This window comes from uncultured Aquimarina sp., from assembly GCF_947492965.1.
Lineage (GTDB): Bacteria > Bacteroidota > Bacteroidia > Flavobacteriales > Flavobacteriaceae > Aquimarina.
The window spans coordinates 244109-261395 of sequence record NZ_CANLOZ010000004.1 but is presented as its reverse complement, the minus strand read 5'-3'; the positions used below and the strand labels follow the sequence as shown (position 1 = coordinate 261395).

Below are 17287 nucleotides of genomic sequence, written 5' to 3'. Positions count from 1 at the left end.
AATCGCCCCTAAAACCATCAATTTTGTCTTAAAAACACAAAAAAAGTGAAGTTATACCAACTTCACTTTTTTACTCTTGCACTTTATCGACTATTGATCATTATTTTTATGTTCCTTTCCATGGCGACCTTTTCTTCCTCTTTTTCCTCTCTTCTTTTTCATTTTCTTGTAGGTCTCTAACTGCTCTTTATTTAATGTCGCTTCAAACTTACTTTTAGCTTCTTTCATTTCTTTCTTCTGAGACTCTTTTAATGCTTTTTGCTTGTCCGTTAAAGTAGGGGTCAAAGCTTTATGCTTTCCTTTTCTAGAAAGATCTTCATTCTCTACAATTGCTATTTGCTCTTCGTTATAGGTTGCTCTCATAGCTTTTCTATGTCCTATATGCATTTCTTTCTGCTGTTCTAATTGCATCTTCTGATCCTCTGATAAACTTTCATGGAATTCTTTTCTCAATTCTCTATGTTGTCTATGACCTTCTCTTCTATCTGTTACTTCTTCTGATTGTGCTTTGGCTACAAAAATTCCCAAAAACAAAATCATGCAGGTTACAATATTCTTCATCTATCTATTTTTTTATTAAACTAAATTATTTCGAACGTTCACTACTTAGACTATTTATATAAGAAAAGGTTTAAAAAATATTTTAGAAATTTCGATTTGTAAGTAAATTCTTTATGTATAGTAAAAGTCTATGCTTTCTAAATAGAAGATATATCTTTATTTTCTCTTTACTTTTTAGCAAAACACGAGCATGTTTCTATACAAAGACTTAAATTGAATTAAAAAAAAGTTAAAAAAAGGGAATATTCCCCTATACCTTTTATTTTCGCACCTTCAAATTGAAAAAATTAGGAAATGGTTTTTCCCCAAGTATCCATTCCCGTAAAATTCAATTGTTCATAATAGCAAAAGCCCGTTACCTGCTTAACGGGCTTTTTAATATCTTCTAATGATATCTTTATAAAATTAGATTGAAGTGAATAACTAAAACTTGAAATCAAATTCGTTTTTTCTACGGGAATTACCGTATTTCCTAGTTAAAAAATCCTTCACCACCCTATCATAATTTACTATACTATCTTGAATAATATATTTTGGCAGAAAACAACCACTAATTTATTTAAACCTAAAAATGATATTTTTTTTCAGTTGTACTTGAAAGAATTCTGAAATTTTGTTTCAATTCATCTATTAAGAAACTATCCACTAAAACACTATCAATTCTATTGGAAAAGTTCTGAAAGGTTTTAGAGATGTACACTACCCTCTTTATTTTCAGTAGTGGGTCCTGTAATTAACATTGTGGACTTACCTTCTCAAATATTTTTATATGCTCTACTTTTAGAGAGAACATCTCCATACAATTTGCAATTCGTCTCATTGCAATATTGTTGAGCATAGACACGAATCGATAATAATAATGATAACGGAGTTATTTTATTTATTGGCCGAACAATTTGTAGTTAACGATCTAAAATAAACTTCTTATAATATCTTCAATACTTACTCCCTCGGCTTCTGCCTTGTAGTTCTTAATCATACGATGTCGCAATATCCCCATAGCTACCGCTTGCACATCTTCCATATCTGGAGAAAATTTCCCTCTAACTGCTGCATTTGCTTTTGCTGCTAATATAAGATTCTGAGAAGCTCTCGGTCCTGCGCCCCAATCAATATAGCTTTTTACTAAATCAGTTGCGGTATCTTCTTTTGGTCTTGTTTTTGAAACCATTTTTACCGCATACTCTACTACATTATCAGCTACAGGTATACGTCTGATTAACTGTTGGAAATCTATAATCTCTTGCGAAGTAAATAAAGGGTTAATAGTTACCTTGGCGTCACTCGTTGTACTTTTAACAACCTCTACTTCTTCCTGAAAACTTGGATATTTTAATTCTATCGCGAACATAAATCTATCCAATTGCGCTTCTGGAAGCGGATAAGTCCCTTCTTGCTCTATTGGATTCTGTGTTGCTAACACAAAATATGGTAAATCTAATTTATAATGATGTCCTGCCACGGTTACCGCTCTTTCCTGCATTGCCTCTAGAAGAGCGGCTTGCGTTTTTGGTGGTGTTCTATTGATCTCATCAGCAAGTATAATATTAGAGAATACTGGTCCTTTAATAAATTTAAAATGCCTAGACTCATCCAAAATTTCACTTCCCAAGATATCACTTGGCATAAGATCTGGGGTAAACTGAATTCTCTTAAAATCTAATCCTAGAGCTTTTGAGATAGTATTAACCATCAAAGTTTTTGCCAGTCCTGGCACTCCTATTAAAAGGGCGTGACCTCCAGAAAATATCGAAATAAGAATCTGATCGATTACTTCTTCTTGACCAATAATAACTTTTGCAATTTCTTTTTTGAGTTCGGTATGTTTGCTTACCAGTTTTTCTACTGCTGCAACGTCAGACATATTATTTTTCTTTTTTTAACCAGTTACCGCTAAACTCACAGTCTCTGTAATCGCCATTAATTTTTATGTAGGTATCATTAATTTTTTCATCCTGCCATTCTCGTATGGCTTCAATTTGCTTTTTTCTTAGTGCTAATTCTTGAATCTTAAGATAATCCTTAGCATAATCTGCTATATGTTCATCATAACGATTTAAAACCGTTATTAATTTAAACTTTTTACGACCTTGACGATCTTGATCAGGAATCACCAATGAAACCTCATTAGTTTTTAGTTTTGATACTTGATCGTACAATATAGGATCAATTTTGGTAAGTTCAAAACGAGTATCTCCTGTTGTTGGATTTAATAATTGTCCTCCATCTTCTTTCGTTTCTTTTTCACCACTAAATTTTCTTGCAGCTTCTTTAAAGCCAATTGATCCAGATACTACTGCTGTTCTAACAGAGTCTACTAATTTCTGAGCTACTTCTACACTTTCTCTGGTTACATCTGGTATTAATAAAATATGTCTAACATCAATCTCTTCACCTCTAATCTTATCTAACTGGATAATATGCCAACCAAAATCAGTTTTAAAAGGTTCACTCACTTCGCCTACTTGTAAACTAAATGCAACATCCTTAAATTCTTTTGCGAAAGGAGTCTGTCTATTTAAAGTATATTTCCCTCCTTTAGATTTTGACCCAGGATCTTGTGAATATAATACCGCTTTTGTAGCAAAACTACTTCCGTTTTCCACAATATCAGTTCTAAATTGTTTTAATCTGTCGATTACCTTCTGTTCTTCTTCATCAGGAATTTGTGGTTCTATTACGATCTGCGCAAGCTCTAATTCTGTACCGAATAAAGGTCTTTCTTCTTCTGGAATTTCATCAAAAAACTCTCTTACTTCTTCTGGAGTAATCTCAATACCTTCCACGATCTTAGATCGCATTTGCTCTGCCAATCTATTTCCTTTATTAATTTCAAAAAGTTCTTTTCTAAAATCGGCTTCGCTTTCTTTTTTATAGAACTTCAATACTTTATCGAGAGTACCTAATTCTCTTGTCATATAATTTAACTGCTGATCTACCATGGAATTCACCTCTGCATCAGTTACAATAACACTGTCTTGCACTGCATGATGCGCATACAATTTATTCTCGAATAAACTTCCGGCTAATTCACAGCGACTTACATCTGCAGCAGATACTCCTTCACTTAGTAGTTGCTGATATGCAATGGTGATATCACTTTCTAATATTACATACTCACCAATAACGGCAGCCACACCATCGATTTTAATTTTCTGAAAAGACTTATCAGATGTATCTTCTTGAGCTATTTCTTCTTTTTTCTCGTCTTCAATAATCTCCTGCGAATAAATCTTTATGCTTGTACTTGACATCAGTAGTACTGATAGACAAATAACGTTTTTAATTATAGATTTCAAATTGTTTGTTTTTAATAGCATCTTTCGTAATGTCCTTTTCTAATTTTTTTATCAACTCCCTCTTTCTTTTATTGAGTATAATCTGTCGTATTGTTGGTTTTATATATTCTAAAGGTGCTGTTTCTTTTTTGGTAAGCACTTCTTTCATTTTGATCATATATACTCCCAACGAGTCGCGCAATTGCACATATTTACCGTTTTTTAAAATCTTATTCCTATCCTGATTTTTAAGAACCGGTATTTTATTCAATACCTGATCAAACTGAACCCAAATAGAATCATTAAATGAAGATGTAACAAACTCTAACTTTTTATCTAGCAATTCATCTCGATCTTCATCATTAAAACGATTAAAACGTGTTTGCGTTGCAACAATATTATTATAATCAGGTGGCAAATGTAAGTAACGTAATTTTACTAACTCTTCATTGAGCACAAAATTTTCTATATTTTCTGAATAATAAGACGCCATATCATCATCTGTAACCTCCATATTAATAGATTTATTGATGACAGCATCTTTGTAAGCGTTAATATATAATGTACTCTTATAGTCCTCTACAAGATTATCGAATTCTTGTAATTCACTCTCTGTTAAATTTCTTTTGGACTGATCTATGAATAACTGTCTTGTAGCCCAAATATTGATATAATTATTTATAATATTGGTACTATCTTCTTTTGAAGTATCCTTGGGAACAAGATCTTTTATATCATCTTTATAAAGGTAGGTTTCATTAACTCGGGCCACCACTTCTCTGTTTGTGGAGTGGTCTATTTTACCACAACACACAAAGGCTAGAAGTATTATGATGATCGAAGGATATCGCATTTTAGATTGACAGTTCTTTTTTAATTTTCTTAAGAGTTTTCTCATTTAGCTCTACTGAATATTTTCCTCTTAATTCATTTAACCACTGCTTTTCTAAATCTTCCTGAAAATCATTAATTACTTTTCCTTTTGTTTCTTCGAAAGTCTTAATTCTGGATGGTATAACTTCCATAACTTTAATTAGGGTAATGTAATTATCCTCTGTTGTACTTATTATTTCTCCAGACTTTCCAGAAAATTTACCTGCTAAATCATCTACATCTTTTTCTACTATTTGTTCGGTAAACAAGACCTTATTGGTTTCTGAAGTATTTACTTCTTTTTTGATAGCATTTACATCTTTTCCTTTCTTCAAGAGTTTTTCTACTTTAGTAATGAGTTCTTTATTAGCGGAAGAAGCTTTCATTATTTTATAACTCTCATTCTGGATATAGTTGTTCTTTCTCGAATCATAGTACTTCTGTAAGCCAATAGAATCGGTTTTAGCAGCATTCCATATTTTAGTTTCCATTAAGTCAAATAACAATAACCCATCTCTATATTCAGAAATCACATTAGCAAAATCCTGATTATCTTGCTCTAAATTCTCTTCATAGTATTGAAGTAACATAGCAGATTCATAATCTTCGTATATTCTGTCTATTAAAACAGCTACTTCTTTCGTATTCGACTTACGGGTACCTTTATTTTGTATAAACTTCGCAAAATCCAGATAGGTAAAATTTTGATCTCCTATTTTAAACAAGTTCTTTTTTAGGTTAGCATCATCTTCTGAGAAATTCCATTTTTCATTAAAAATAGTGGATGGAACTATTTTTTTAAAATAGCTTAATGCTTTCTCGTTTTTCTCTAAACCATATTTTTCTTTAAGCGAATTGATAAATGATTCTGTAATTAGTTTAGATCGGCTATCTTTTTTAACTCTTTGTGCAAGTTCTCCTTTTAGCTCTTCGAATGTCTTAGGTGGATGTTTTTCTATTAACTTAACAATATGCCAACCATATTTTGTTTTTACAGGTTCTGATAATTCTCCTTTTTCTTTTAAACCAAAAGCAACCTTTTCGAAACTCTCTGAATTTAGCGCTCCTTGCCCAAATCTATTAATCTTACCTCCATTTATTGCAGTATTACGATCATCACTATATTGTTTTGCCAAAGATTCAAAAGACGCTTTTTCTTTTAGTTGCGCTTGTATTTCTTTAATTCTTTTTGCCGCTTGTTCTTCGGTTTTATCTTTATTAAATGCGACCATAATATGAGCAACCGTTACTTCTCCTAATGATTTTTCCTTATTATTTACTTTAACGATATGGTAACCAAAACGAGTTCTAAAAGGCTCAGATACCTTTCCTACTTCTGTTGTAAACGCAGCATCTTCAAAAGGATAAACCATTCGGAATGCAGAAAACCATCCTAAATCGCCTCCATTTTTCTTAACCGAAGGATCTTGACTATAGGCAACTGCTACTTTCTTAAAATCTTCACCTTTTATAATCTTATTTCTAGCTTCAGTTATTTTTTCATAAGCTGTTAACGTATCTTTTGGAAGTGCGTCTGGTCTAACCTGTACCAGAATATGACTAGCATTTACTCTTTGTTGTAAACGATCATAAGCTTCTTTTACCAGCGCATCGGATACTTTGGTATCTGTTAAATAACTTGCTGAGAGCTGTTTTTTATACCCTGCTAATTCTTTGACATAAGATTCTTTTTTATCAAGACCTTGGGATCTTGCTTCCTCTAGCTTTAGCTTATAATTGATAAATAACTCCAAGTATTCATCAACATCTTTTTGGGATTCATCTTTTACTAAATCGATATTCTTTAGATATACTCTTTTAAACTCTGATCTGTAGACTGGTGAGTTATTAATTGTTAGAAGTACTTGATCTTTCTCTTGGCCATATAGTAACGTACTGAAAATTACTCCTAAAAAAAGTATGATAGATTTTTTGTGCATAGTTCTTAAAAATAAAGTCCCCAATCGGACAAAAATAACAATATTAACGTGTTTTACAAGCTATTTGTAGTAACGTATATGATGCTTATATCGTATGAAAACCATTCAAAAAATTAATAATTCCTGATATCCATGGTAGCTTTCAACTATTATACTAAAATAACGATCAAAAAATACACATCCAAACTGATTCATTCTTTATCTAAAACTTATGGTTTATCCATCTAGAAACTTCATCTAATCTAGTGTAATTATTTTCATATTCATGTAGTATCTTCGCAACAAAATGTAACGGAATTATCTACTAGCAAACAATAACTTTTATCTTTTGGAAAGAAAATTAAAACTTATATGGGATTTTAGAGGTCCTAGTGCTCAAAAGACCGCGGAGCACCATGTCATCCATTTAAAAGAATATATTTCAATAGAAAAACTCTCTCTTAATGTCACAGGTTTTCAGGAGATTAACGAATTTCATAGTATCGCTTTCATGGTTGTTACTGATTCTGAAATGAAACAAGTCAGAGATGCACTAAAACCTCATCGTGGACAGCTTTATCAGGAGTAGATTTTTAAAAAATATTTGTCTTGGCACGTATATTGCCTTAGACCTTATATATTTGCAAAACTTTAAAAAACAAGAATTAAAAATATCACAATGAAAAACATATTATTTCCAGTCCTTTTATTATTTATAAGTATTCAGGCATTCGCTCAATCAAAAGTAGGTACTATTGATAGTGATTTTATTCTTTCTAAAATGCCTGAGCTTACTAAAGTACAGGAAGATTTAAAGGCATATAATGCTAAATTAGAAGCAGACCTTAAGGTAAAAGCCGATGAGTATCAAGCAAAAGTAAAGGCATACCAGGAAGGTGTCGCTTCTATGACCGAACCTATGAAGAAGACAAAGCAAGAAGAAATTATCACTTTAGAAAATGATATTGCTAAATTTCGTCAAAATGGAGCACAACTTGTTCAATTAGAACAAAACAAATTGTTACAACCTTTGTACACAAAAATAGGTAAGGCTTTGGAAGAAGTTGCTAAAGCAGAAGGATACACTCAAGTATTAACAATCACTAGTAGTGGATTAGCATATGTAGATCCAAAGTTTGATCTTACGAAAACAGTAATGACTAAATTAGGTATTCCGATTCAATAGTGTATTGAAAATCTATAAAAAAGGCTTCGATTTTGATCGAAGCCTTTTTTTTTATCATTATTTTTCTAAGAAGTTTATCTACTATAATTTGGAGCTTCTTTAGTAATCGTTACATCATGTGGATGACTCTCATGAATTCCGCTTGCGGTAATTTTCACAAAACGTCCTGTATTCTGCAGCGTTTCAATATCCTTAGATCCGCAATATCCCATACCAGCGCGTAGTCCTCCTACAAACTGGTGAATACTTTCGAAAAGTTCCCCTTTATATGCAACTCTTCCTACAATTCCTTCTGGAACTAATTTTTTGATATCATCTTCAACATCTTGGAAATAACGATCTTTTGATCCTTTTTTCATCGCTTCTACAGATCCCATTCCTCGGTACGATTTGAATTTTCTTCCTTCGTAGATAATAGTTTCTCCAGGAGATTCTTTAGTACCTGCTAACAAAGAACCTAACATTACGGTATCGGCTCCTGCTGCAATTGCTTTTGGAATATCACCTGTATATCTTATTCCTCCATCTGCTATAACAGGAACTCCAGATCCTTTTATTGCTGCAGCCACTTCTAACACAGCAGAAAATTGTGGAAATCCAACACCTGCAACCACTCGAGTAGTACAAATTGACCCTGGTCCAATCCCTACCTTTACTGCATCAGCACCAGCTTCTACTAAATATTTTGCTGCCTCGCCAGTAGCTATATTACCAACAATTACATCTAAATCAGGAAAATTCTTTTTTACATCTTTCAAAACAGACACCACGCCTTTGGTATGGCCATGAGCAGTATCTATTACTACAGCATCTACACCTGCTTTTACTAATGCTTCCGCTCGTTCTACAGCATCACCTGTTACTCCAATTGCTGCCGCAACTCTAAGACGTCCAAAACCATCTTTATTTGCAATAGGCTTTAATGTTAATTTAGTAATATCTCTAAAAGTGATTAATCCTACTAAGGTATTATCATCATTAACTACAGGTAATTTTTCTATCTTATTGTCCTGCAAGATAACCTCAGCTTCCTGAAGAGAAGTTCCTTCTCCTACCGTAACCAAGTTTTTACTGGTCATTACCTCAGAAATAGGCCTTTCATCATTTTTTTCAAAACGTAAATCCCTGTTGGTCACGATTCCTAATAACTTATTATCAGCATCGACAATAGGAATACCGCCAATACTATGCTCGCGCATGTTATTTTTAGCGTCGATAACTTTAGCATCCAAAGGCAAAGTAACGGGATCTATAATCATTCCACTTTCTGCTCTTTTCACCTTACGAACTTTCATGGCTTGCTCCTGAATAGTCATATTCTTATGAAGCACTCCAATTCCACCTTCTTGAGCCATGGCAATGGCCATTCGGCTTTCAGTTACTGTATCCATAGCAGCAGAAACTATTGGAATATTGATCGTAATATTTCTAGTAAACTTTGTTTGAATATTTACTTCTCGGGGCAGTATTTCCGAAAAGGCAGGGACTAAAAGTACATCGTCATATGTAAGTCCTTCGCCAACGATTTTGGATTCGTGTGCTGTCATAGCAATTAAGATTTAATTGCGTGCAAATATAAGCCTTTTTTAAAGGAATCCTATAAAACTGGTAATGTAAAATATTTCTTTGAGCATCATGGTTGTTTTTTATCAATCTAAATGATTTACCTAAATATCTCTAAAAATCTGCAAAACCAGCTTAAACACTGGATTTAAATATTTTAACACTTCGTAAAAACAATAATTTTGAAAAAAAACGTTTGTATAAGAGTCGTTATTTAACATTATTTTAATATTTAAATAGTATATTTAGAAAAGCTTTCCCCAAAGCTACCTAACCCCAAAAAAAAGCCTATGAAAATTAGTATATACCTACTATTGATATGCCTATGTATACATACGGCAAAAGCGCAGTTTACGGAATTACCTATAGCAGACCTTGCTGATCTTACTATTACTAACGATCAAGTAGAACAGAATAAACCAAAAAGAAATTTATTTACCAAAAGGATCATCCCTTTTACCTTAATTGCTTCAGGACTTTTATTAACGACAAGTGATTTTGAAGAATCATTACAAAGGGACATCAGAGGATATACCGGAGATGACTTTTATTTGAATATAGACGATTATACCAGGTATGCTCCCATAGTTCAGATGTATGCTGCAGATATTTTTGGTGTAGAAGCTAGAAATCATTGGTTTGATCAAACAAAAAATTTATTAATTTCTACCTTAGTTACGAGTGCTGCTACCACCATTCTAAAAAAAGAAGTTGACAAGGCAAGACCTGGAGATCCTTCGCAATTAAACTCATTTCCATCAGGACATACCTCTATGGCTTTTGTATCTGCTGCGGTTTTATATGAGGAATTCATAGATTCTAGTCCATTATTAGCTTATAGTGGTTACCTTTTTGCTGTTACTACCGGTAGTTTACGAATGATGAATAATAAACACTATTTATCTGATGTATTAGTCGGTGCGGGTATAGGAATTTTAACCACTAGATTAGTATATCATTATGAACATTTATTTTCTTGGAATCCTTTTAAGAAAACAGATGATATGGCTCTGGTACCACAATTTACAGGTGATGGTGTTGGGGTTTATTTTTCAAAATCTTTTTAAAAAGATTAAATCCCTTCCGCATAGGCAAAATTTTCTTCTGTATTTACCTTAAGGTAGTCTAGCTTTAGATTTGTAATCTGCCTAAGATGTAAATAATCATGTGCTAGCCAATTTGCTAAAAATTGATAAGCTGTCATCTCACCGAACTCAGGATGAATTGTTATATTATCCCACTTTGGATTTTGTAAAGTACTTAGCCAATTAATGGAAATACTTCGTTCCCGTAAAAAATCACTTAATACAGCATCATATTCTTTATTAATATAATCTCTTTGTTGCACCCATCCTTCTGGATCAATCGGAACAAATTCATTTTCTGGAGTTTCTAATATATGTTGGGTTCTTGCTCTGAAATCCTCTCGTTCTTCATCATATAAATGGCATACAATTTCTAATAAACACCAGCGATTTGGTCTATCTTTCCACAAATATGCTTCCCTAGAAACCTTTTTAAGAAATGCTTCAAAAACCTGTTGATTTCTATATAACTCGTCAATGATTAATTGATACTTAGACATAATGATTAGTAAATATTTATTTGTTTGTATGCTTTGTAAAATTAACCAATTACTTCATCAATGAATCTATTCTGCTACATGCTTTTTTTGTAAAAAATTACCTGCCTAATGTATAGGAAATATTTTAAAACCTGTATTCTCTTTCCATTTACAATCCACTCATAAAAAAGCTCTTGTATATTGGGTTCTATAGATAGTCCTGAAACAAATTGAATTTTAAAAAAGGGTAAGATACCCCTTTAAAATTAGCTTTTTTCCTCTTTTTACAGATTTTATTAGTTACTACTTTTGATACATATGGTAAGAGTTCTATTTTTTTGAATTAGCCAAAATCAAAATATAGCGAAAAGCCTAAAAATGGTATATATAAAACTCTCTTTTGGATATGGGGCCAGTTAGAATAGAGAGTAAGAAAAAAAATGTAATTGTGTACAAATCTAACATTAGTGGAAGTATCCAAAATTTAATAGTATATCTTTTTTAGGCTTTTCTTACATCAGAACCTACTATCTCAAGGACCAATACATAAAAGCTGTCTCAAAATACATCTGAGACAGCTCATGTAAGCATCAAAATATATAGTCTTTACAACTGCTAAATTGTTCTTCTATCCAATCTTACATAATCCACGAACATGTAGGTATTCCAGAAAACATTAATTTGAGAATTATTAAAAATTCCAAATCTTGCATCTGATCCGATATTTAGATTAAGGATAATATTGTGATCTCTAAAATTCTGTAATCTAAGATCATTATCCACACTATTGGTATAGTTTGCTTTAAGACTTCCGTCTACATAGATTTTCACAGTAATGTTTCCATTTTTATTAATCCACCGTTGTTCGTAAGTATGCCACCCTTCGCTTACACTATATTCTCTTGTAGCATTGGTTCCAAGTTGGTTCTGACCAACATTGCTACCATAAAACAAATTACTACCAAAATCTGCACGATTACCAAAGGAATACCCTTCCATAATATCTATTTCTCCGCGTGTAGGCCAATTGGTTTCATTCACTGTCCAAAATGCGGGCCATACACCATAAGTATCGGCAAACCCTTTATAATTATTACCTTCTCTAGCAATGAGCTTAATACTAGCTCGTAATCGATATTCTTGATTATTTCCTGGATGAAAATCGAAATAAGACTTTACGTGTCCAGACTCATAACGATTACTATTTACTCGATAGGCTTGTAGACGAAGACAACTTCTACCATCTAGGCTTGCAATTTCGGAATTCCAATTCCTATAATGACAGATACTAGAATTATAATCCGTTCGATTATGTGTTCTTTGCCACTTATTTAAATTTCCATTACTATTGAAGTTATCTGTAAACTGTCTTACCCAAGGTCCAGCTTTTCCTTCAATTGCATTCTCTGTAGCATCTGTGATATTTACAGCTTCTTCTATTAACTCATCTTCAGTCTCACAACCAAACGCAAATAATAGTAAGAGCAAAAAGTTTAGAAAGTTGATTTGTGTTCTCATAATATGATATTTAGTTAAAAAGAATGCAACTAAATTAGAAACATAATTACGAATACCTTAACAAAACAAATTAAACAATATTAAATCATCAAATAAATTGTTTATTTTTTGTTAATATAAAAAAGTATTACATTCGCTTCATATTAGATTCCACAAGGGATCACAGTAAAATTTAAAACGCAAACGTTTTCGTTGATTATTTGACTAAAATGGTAATGAAAAATTAAAACTTAAGAAGCTTTTAAGATGATTTGAGGGAAATAATTTTATAATTTGAATATTTATACTTGTATAAAATAACAATTAGTATTCTGTCATATAATTTTGAAAGATAAATCACACAGATTCTAACGAAAATTTTCGTTATATCAGGCTATCAACTTTTGAATTTTATCTGCAACTGATCCGCTTTCTGCAATTCTCATGATACCCAAAATCACTCGAACAGTCCAACCTGGATTGGTAATAATAAATGCTTTCTCTTTTATTTTTTGGTCTCTGTAAATAATTCTCTGATCGAAAGTTTCTTCAGAAGTCATTGCTAATTCCTTAGCAAATTCCCATGCACCGTCTCTAGCCAACTCCATACTAAAATCAATTAGAAAATTATCTATATTGCCAAAGAGCTTAAGTATTTTTCTAAACGTTGGCCATATTTCTGATAGGTCTTTTTCAACTTCTATAACTAATGACGATAGGATCTCGTTTATTTTATCAAAATCCCCTTTAAGATCATTAATATTTTTCCCCTTAGAAATTTCGGCAGCAGCGATACCCAAATCCAAATTTATATGCGCATTAATACCGACTAGCAAGTGTTGTATTACAATAGGCCAATAATCTTGGGATACTTCAAAAGCTATTTCCCAGGAATCGGTTACCTCCTCTAACCTCAGATAAGAGAAATAAGCATCAATATATCTTTTGGCAAAGACTACATCTAATAATTCCATTCTCGCTCCATCATCAAAAAAACCAGTTTCAATTCCTTCTTTCACTCTAATAGTAACTCTTCTATACAATGCTGCAAAATACCCTAAAGGGTCATTTTTTGTCTTTGATATTGCTATAATATCATCTAAATTGATGATAACATCTTCGATAGTATGTATTGGTTTCAAGATTTTCCTAGATTAATATTGTTCTATAGGTATATGAACATTTCAATAAATTTAAGAATTCGATTTTAATACCGTGTAATTTTCAGTAAATTTAATAGCTAGTTGACTCACCATGAAAAAGATAATAACAACCATAGTTATTTTATGTATTTATGGTTTTATGAATGCACAGACTAATCCTACTTTTTATGGTTTAAAATCGCATTATGGTTTTATCATTGCACACTCTCCTGAATTAAAACCAATTTCACAAACCAACCCATATGGAATTCAATTAGAATATAGTTGGTTAAAGACTAGTGACAAAGCATGGAAAACTTGCTTTTGTTATGGCAGATCTGGTTTTTCTTTTGCTTATTTTAATTATAACAATCCGGATATTCTTGGCAGTTCTTACAACCTTATTTACTTTGTAGAACCCTATTTCACCTATAAAGGACCTTTACGTTTTTCGTTAAGAGGGGCGGTTGGAGCTACCTATCTTGATACCATTTTTGATGAAGAAACGAATCCTGAAAATGTACTATTTAGTACAAACTTGAGTTTTTTTCTTGCTTTATCACTTAACCTTAATTATCATCTTAATAATAAGTACGCGATCAACCTATCAGCTAATTATAATCATATTTCTAATGGAGGGCAAAAACAACCTAATAAAGGAATGAATTTCCCAACCTTTTCTATTGGAATTGATAGAATTATTAATGACACTCCTTTAAAAAGAAAACCCGAATCATTGCGATCTTATGAAACCTCCTTAGATTACTATATAGGTTCGTTTGTAAGTCTTAGATCTTCCGATAGAGAAGCTGAGGCTTCTAATCATCTTTTAATCGGATTAACTGGCGGAATTCTAAAACCTTTATCAGGCATTAACGGGCTTAATGCTGGAGTGGAGCTTTGGTATGACCTTTCTGATCGAGAAATCGCTAAACAAAGAGGAATTGCTGATTCTGCTTTTTCTTCTGCCATTACTGCAGGACATCAATTTTCTATTGGTAGCTTTTACTTTTTACAATCTTTTGGTTTTTACTTGACACGTCCAAAAAACATACAAGGCAACTGGCTATATCAGCGATACTCCTTTTGGTACAGTATTGGAAAATCCAAACGTTGGACCTTGGGAGCATCTTTAATCGCCTATGGAAAAGTTGCTGATCACATGGATGGTCGCTTAATTTACATTCTTAATTAACAATATTTATGATGTAGCAGCTCCATCTAGCATTTTCTTTTTTAAACCAACGATCTCTGATAATATCCTTATCTCTTTTTTAATGTTTTTTCGGATTGTAATTATCAAAATAACAGCTCCAACTATATATGAACCGTCGATCAAAATCATTTGCCATTTTTCGAAGTACAAACTAAACTCTGGACTAATCATATAAAAACCAATCGTATACAACGCTACGATAACTATCGTTACAGGTCCATGAATTTGTCTCCTAAACTTATAAAACGCTATAGTATCCTCTGTAGCATGTAATGCATGATCTAACATGTTTATTTTTTTGGATTTGGATACACTGATAAATTCAATAATTATTCTTATCAATAGTCCTCCTATCATCAAACTTACCCCTATTCTACTAAGCACCTTTTCTACAGGAGCTACAAAATAGAAAAATGCTGTAATCCCTAACAATACAATGGAAAGTACCACAATATTCCCGTAATGAAATTTTGTACTCCAAGTCTTCTTTTTTCGAATTATTGATAATACTTCTTCTATACTATTTTCCTTAGCATCATTTTCGATACTATTTTTATCTTTTTGCCATTGATTCTGCAAGGCTTCAAATTCATTCTCCATGTTCTAATATTTTTTTCAATCTTTTTTTAATTCTATGGATCTTTACTCGAACATTTGTTGGTTGGATTCCCATTATTTCTGATATACTATCATAATCCTGACCATCCAGTACCATCATAATTAGTAAACGATCTATTTCTATTAATTTTCCAATAGCTATATATAAACTCTTGCTTTTGGTTGTTTCAATTTCATGAGGCTCTGCAGGAATTGCTTGTAACATTTGATCAATTGCCACTTTCTTAGACTTCTTTTCTTTTCGTATATGCTGTAAACAGGTATTTACTGTAATTCGATATATCCAGGTTCTATAGGAAGACTTTCCTCTAAAATCATCTAAAGAGTTCCAAATATTGATACATACTTCTTGCGAAAGATCCTTAGCCAAATCCATATCCCCTTTCATGTACCCTAAACACATTTGCAAGATCATAGGATAAGAATCTTTGTATATATCTTCGAAAAGTTGCTGCTTTTTACTCATTACCTAAAAATGCATTTACCTTTTGATAGAATACTTCTGGCTGATCAAACATAATAAAGTGTTTACTATCTGCTATCATTTCTATTTTTTTATTAGACAAAGTAGCGTATTGCTTGTTGTAGTTCGACTCTGCTACTTCAATTGTTGGGAAAGCTGCCCCAATAATCAATGTTTCAGCAGTTACCTTATCTAGCACCGTTCGTAAATCCAGTTTTAAAAGATCAGTATATCCATATACGTATGTTTTTCGGTCGGCTTTCAGTATCCAATTTAATAAAACATCAACTTTATCTTTTTTATTGGTCATATTCTGGGCCATCATCGTAGCAGTTTGCTTAAACTGATCTTCATTCATGTTTAGCATTTGGTTATTATACGGACTATCATATTGGATTTGATCCACTGAAACGCCTGGCATCATCAATTCTCTCATACAAGGAATAGAATCCACCAGGATTAAACTTTTTATATCATTTGGAATAGCCGCGGCGATATCAATTGCCAAATTACCTCCCATACTATGACCTATAATAATTACATTTTTTAACTGTTTTTTCTCTATGTAATCAACTAACTCTTTCTTAATAGTAAGGTACCAAGGCATCTCTATAGGAGCGTTTCCATCAAACCCTGCGTAAGATATCAAATGATGTTCATGAGTGCCTTTTAGATTAGATACTGTTTCCTTCCAAACAGATCCAGGATTTGTAAAACCTGGTAAATACAATACAGGTGCTCCTGAACCAGATACTTGAACCGTTATTGCTGGAACCTGACTAAATGTGATATGAACTAACATACATAGAACTAAAGTGATTTTAAAATTTCTCATGATTTTCTTTTTTAATTTTCTCTTTGATGCAATTCTCTTCTAATTGTTACACCTAGTCCGAAAAAAATATCAGTACTAATAAAAAAAACCTTGAAATCCTCTTAAACAGGTATCTCCTATTAAATCTAATAGTCATAGCTTCTATATAATCCGCATCTCTGTAATGCTATTTATATCCATATTTAATTTAAGAAAAGGTAGGGTATCTAGATGATCGAGCGTTTAATAATAAAAGAAAGGACTATGAGATTTTTACACACGCACTTTAGATTTAGTTTTAAAATTATGATGAATTTTATTAAAGAATTGCCTTCCTCTTGTGGCTATGCCATAAGAAGATAACATTTCTTATCTCATATAGAAATAAGGGAAAGCAAACAAATTGGAAAAATTGCATAATTATTTAAAAAGCCTATCTAGTATGATAGGCTTTTTTATGCATAAAAGGTAACAAATTGGTATTGTTTTTGATTTTAAGTAAAATGAGTCCTTCTTTATGTAAAGGGTTATTTGAAATAACAACAAAAAAAATTAACTTTAGTGATCAAGGGAAAATCACATAATTGAACGCA

General features: G+C 32.2%; 16 protein-coding genes. 4 read left to right on the top strand and 12 right to left on the bottom strand.

What is annotated here, in order from left to right; genetic code table 11:
* Nucleotides 1-90: 90 nt before the first annotated feature.
* The 5 genes from Q1B37_RS12355 to Q1B37_RS12335 all read right to left on the bottom strand — a co-directional run bounded on the left by Q1B37_RS12355 (nucleotide 91) and on the right by Q1B37_RS12335 (nucleotide 6652).
* A complete protein-coding gene (locus tag Q1B37_RS12355) occupies nucleotides 91-561 on the bottom strand; it encodes a hypothetical protein (protein WP_299899013.1) in 471 nt (156 codons plus the stop codon).
* 910 nt (nucleotides 562-1471) lie between these two features.
* The gene (locus tag Q1B37_RS12350) at nucleotides 1472-2425 is read right to left on the bottom strand and encodes a MoxR family ATPase (RefSeq protein WP_299899011.1); all 954 of its coding nucleotides are present in this window, start codon (nucleotides 2423-2425) and stop codon (nucleotides 1472-1474) included.
* 1 nt (nucleotide 2426) lies between these two features.
* Nucleotides 2427-3815, bottom strand: a complete 1389-nt coding sequence (locus tag Q1B37_RS12345) for a peptidylprolyl isomerase (RefSeq protein ID WP_366944321.1) — start codon at nucleotides 3813-3815, stop codon at nucleotides 2427-2429.
* 28 nt (nucleotides 3816-3843) lie between these two features.
* Nucleotides 3844-4737 carry a peptidyl-prolyl cis-trans isomerase gene (locus Q1B37_RS12340; RefSeq protein ID WP_299606861.1) on the bottom strand — a complete coding sequence of 298 codons (894 nt, stop codon included), beginning with the start codon at nucleotides 4735-4737 and terminating at the stop codon, nucleotides 3844-3846.
* Entirely contained in the window at nucleotides 4694-6652 is a 1959-nt protein-coding gene (locus Q1B37_RS12335; protein WP_299899009.1) for a peptidylprolyl isomerase, read from the bottom strand. Before Q1B37_RS12335 ends, Q1B37_RS12340 begins: the two co-directional genes overlap by 44 nt.
* Nucleotides 6653-6980: 328 nt before the next feature.
* On the opposite strand from Q1B37_RS12335, the gene Q1B37_RS12330 reads away from it, so the two are divergent.
* Both Q1B37_RS12330 and Q1B37_RS12325 read left to right on the top strand, forming a co-directional pair.
* Entirely contained in the window at nucleotides 6981-7220 is a 240-nt protein-coding gene (locus tag Q1B37_RS12330) for a hypothetical protein (RefSeq protein WP_299899007.1), read from the top strand.
* Nucleotides 7221-7310: 90 nt separating this feature from the next.
* Nucleotides 7311-7817: an OmpH family outer membrane protein gene (locus tag Q1B37_RS12325; RefSeq protein WP_299899005.1), complete on the top strand. Its 507-nt coding sequence runs from the start codon at nucleotides 7311-7313 to the stop codon at nucleotides 7815-7817.
* A 74-nt stretch (nucleotides 7818-7891) separates the two neighbouring features.
* Here Q1B37_RS12325 and guaB read toward each other — a convergent pair whose 3' ends face one another.
* Nucleotides 7892-9364: an IMP dehydrogenase gene (guaB, locus tag Q1B37_RS12320; protein WP_299899004.1), complete on the bottom strand. Its 1473-nt coding sequence runs from the start codon at nucleotides 9362-9364 to the stop codon at nucleotides 7892-7894.
* A gap of 306 nt (nucleotides 9365-9670) precedes the next feature.
* Here guaB and Q1B37_RS12315 point away from each other — a divergent pair, with 306 nt between their 5' ends.
* Complete coding sequence (locus Q1B37_RS12315) at nucleotides 9671-10447, top strand: phosphatase PAP2 family protein (protein ID WP_299899002.1); 777 nt, start codon at nucleotides 9671-9673, stop codon at nucleotides 10445-10447.
* A gap of 5 nt (nucleotides 10448-10452) precedes the next feature.
* On the opposite strand, the gene Q1B37_RS12310 is transcribed toward Q1B37_RS12315, so the two are convergent.
* The 3 genes from Q1B37_RS12310 to Q1B37_RS12300 all read right to left on the bottom strand — a co-directional run bounded on the left by Q1B37_RS12310 (nucleotide 10453) and on the right by Q1B37_RS12300 (nucleotide 13583).
* Nucleotides 10453-10965: a DinB family protein gene (locus Q1B37_RS12310; protein ID WP_299899000.1), complete on the bottom strand. Its 513-nt coding sequence runs from the start codon at nucleotides 10963-10965 to the stop codon at nucleotides 10453-10455.
* A gap of 594 nt (nucleotides 10966-11559) precedes the next feature.
* On the bottom strand, nucleotides 11560-12462 hold the full coding sequence (locus Q1B37_RS12305; RefSeq protein ID WP_299898998.1) for a family 16 glycosylhydrolase: 903 nt from the start codon (nucleotides 12460-12462) through the stop codon (nucleotides 11560-11562).
* 368 nt (nucleotides 12463-12830) lie between these two features.
* Nucleotides 12831-13583 carry a DUF5995 family protein gene (locus Q1B37_RS12300; RefSeq protein ID WP_299606847.1) on the bottom strand — a complete coding sequence of 251 codons (753 nt, stop codon included), beginning with the start codon at nucleotides 13581-13583 and terminating at the stop codon, nucleotides 12831-12833.
* Between the two features lie 112 nt (nucleotides 13584-13695).
* On the opposite strand from Q1B37_RS12300, the gene Q1B37_RS12295 reads away from it, so the two are divergent.
* Entirely contained in the window at nucleotides 13696-14778 is a 1083-nt protein-coding gene (locus tag Q1B37_RS12295) for an acyloxyacyl hydrolase (protein WP_299898996.1), read from the top strand.
* A gap of 6 nt (nucleotides 14779-14784) precedes the next feature.
* On the opposite strand, the gene Q1B37_RS12290 is transcribed toward Q1B37_RS12295, so the two are convergent.
* The 3 genes from Q1B37_RS12290 to Q1B37_RS12280 are packed head-to-tail and all read right to left on the bottom strand — an operon-like array spanning nucleotide 14785 to nucleotide 16715.
* Nucleotides 14785-15399 carry a hypothetical protein gene (locus Q1B37_RS12290; RefSeq protein ID WP_299898993.1) on the bottom strand — a complete coding sequence of 205 codons (615 nt, stop codon included), beginning with the start codon at nucleotides 15397-15399 and terminating at the stop codon, nucleotides 14785-14787.
* Nucleotides 15389-15883: an RNA polymerase sigma factor gene (locus Q1B37_RS12285; protein ID WP_299898991.1), complete on the bottom strand. Its 495-nt coding sequence runs from the start codon at nucleotides 15881-15883 to the stop codon at nucleotides 15389-15391. The genes Q1B37_RS12290 and Q1B37_RS12285 overlap by 11 nt, the downstream gene beginning before the upstream one ends.
* Nucleotides 15876-16715 carry an alpha/beta hydrolase gene (locus Q1B37_RS12280; RefSeq protein WP_299898989.1) on the bottom strand — a complete coding sequence of 280 codons (840 nt, stop codon included), beginning with the start codon at nucleotides 16713-16715 and terminating at the stop codon, nucleotides 15876-15878. Before Q1B37_RS12280 ends, Q1B37_RS12285 begins: the two co-directional genes overlap by 8 nt.
* Nucleotides 16716-17287: the final 572 nt, after the last annotated feature.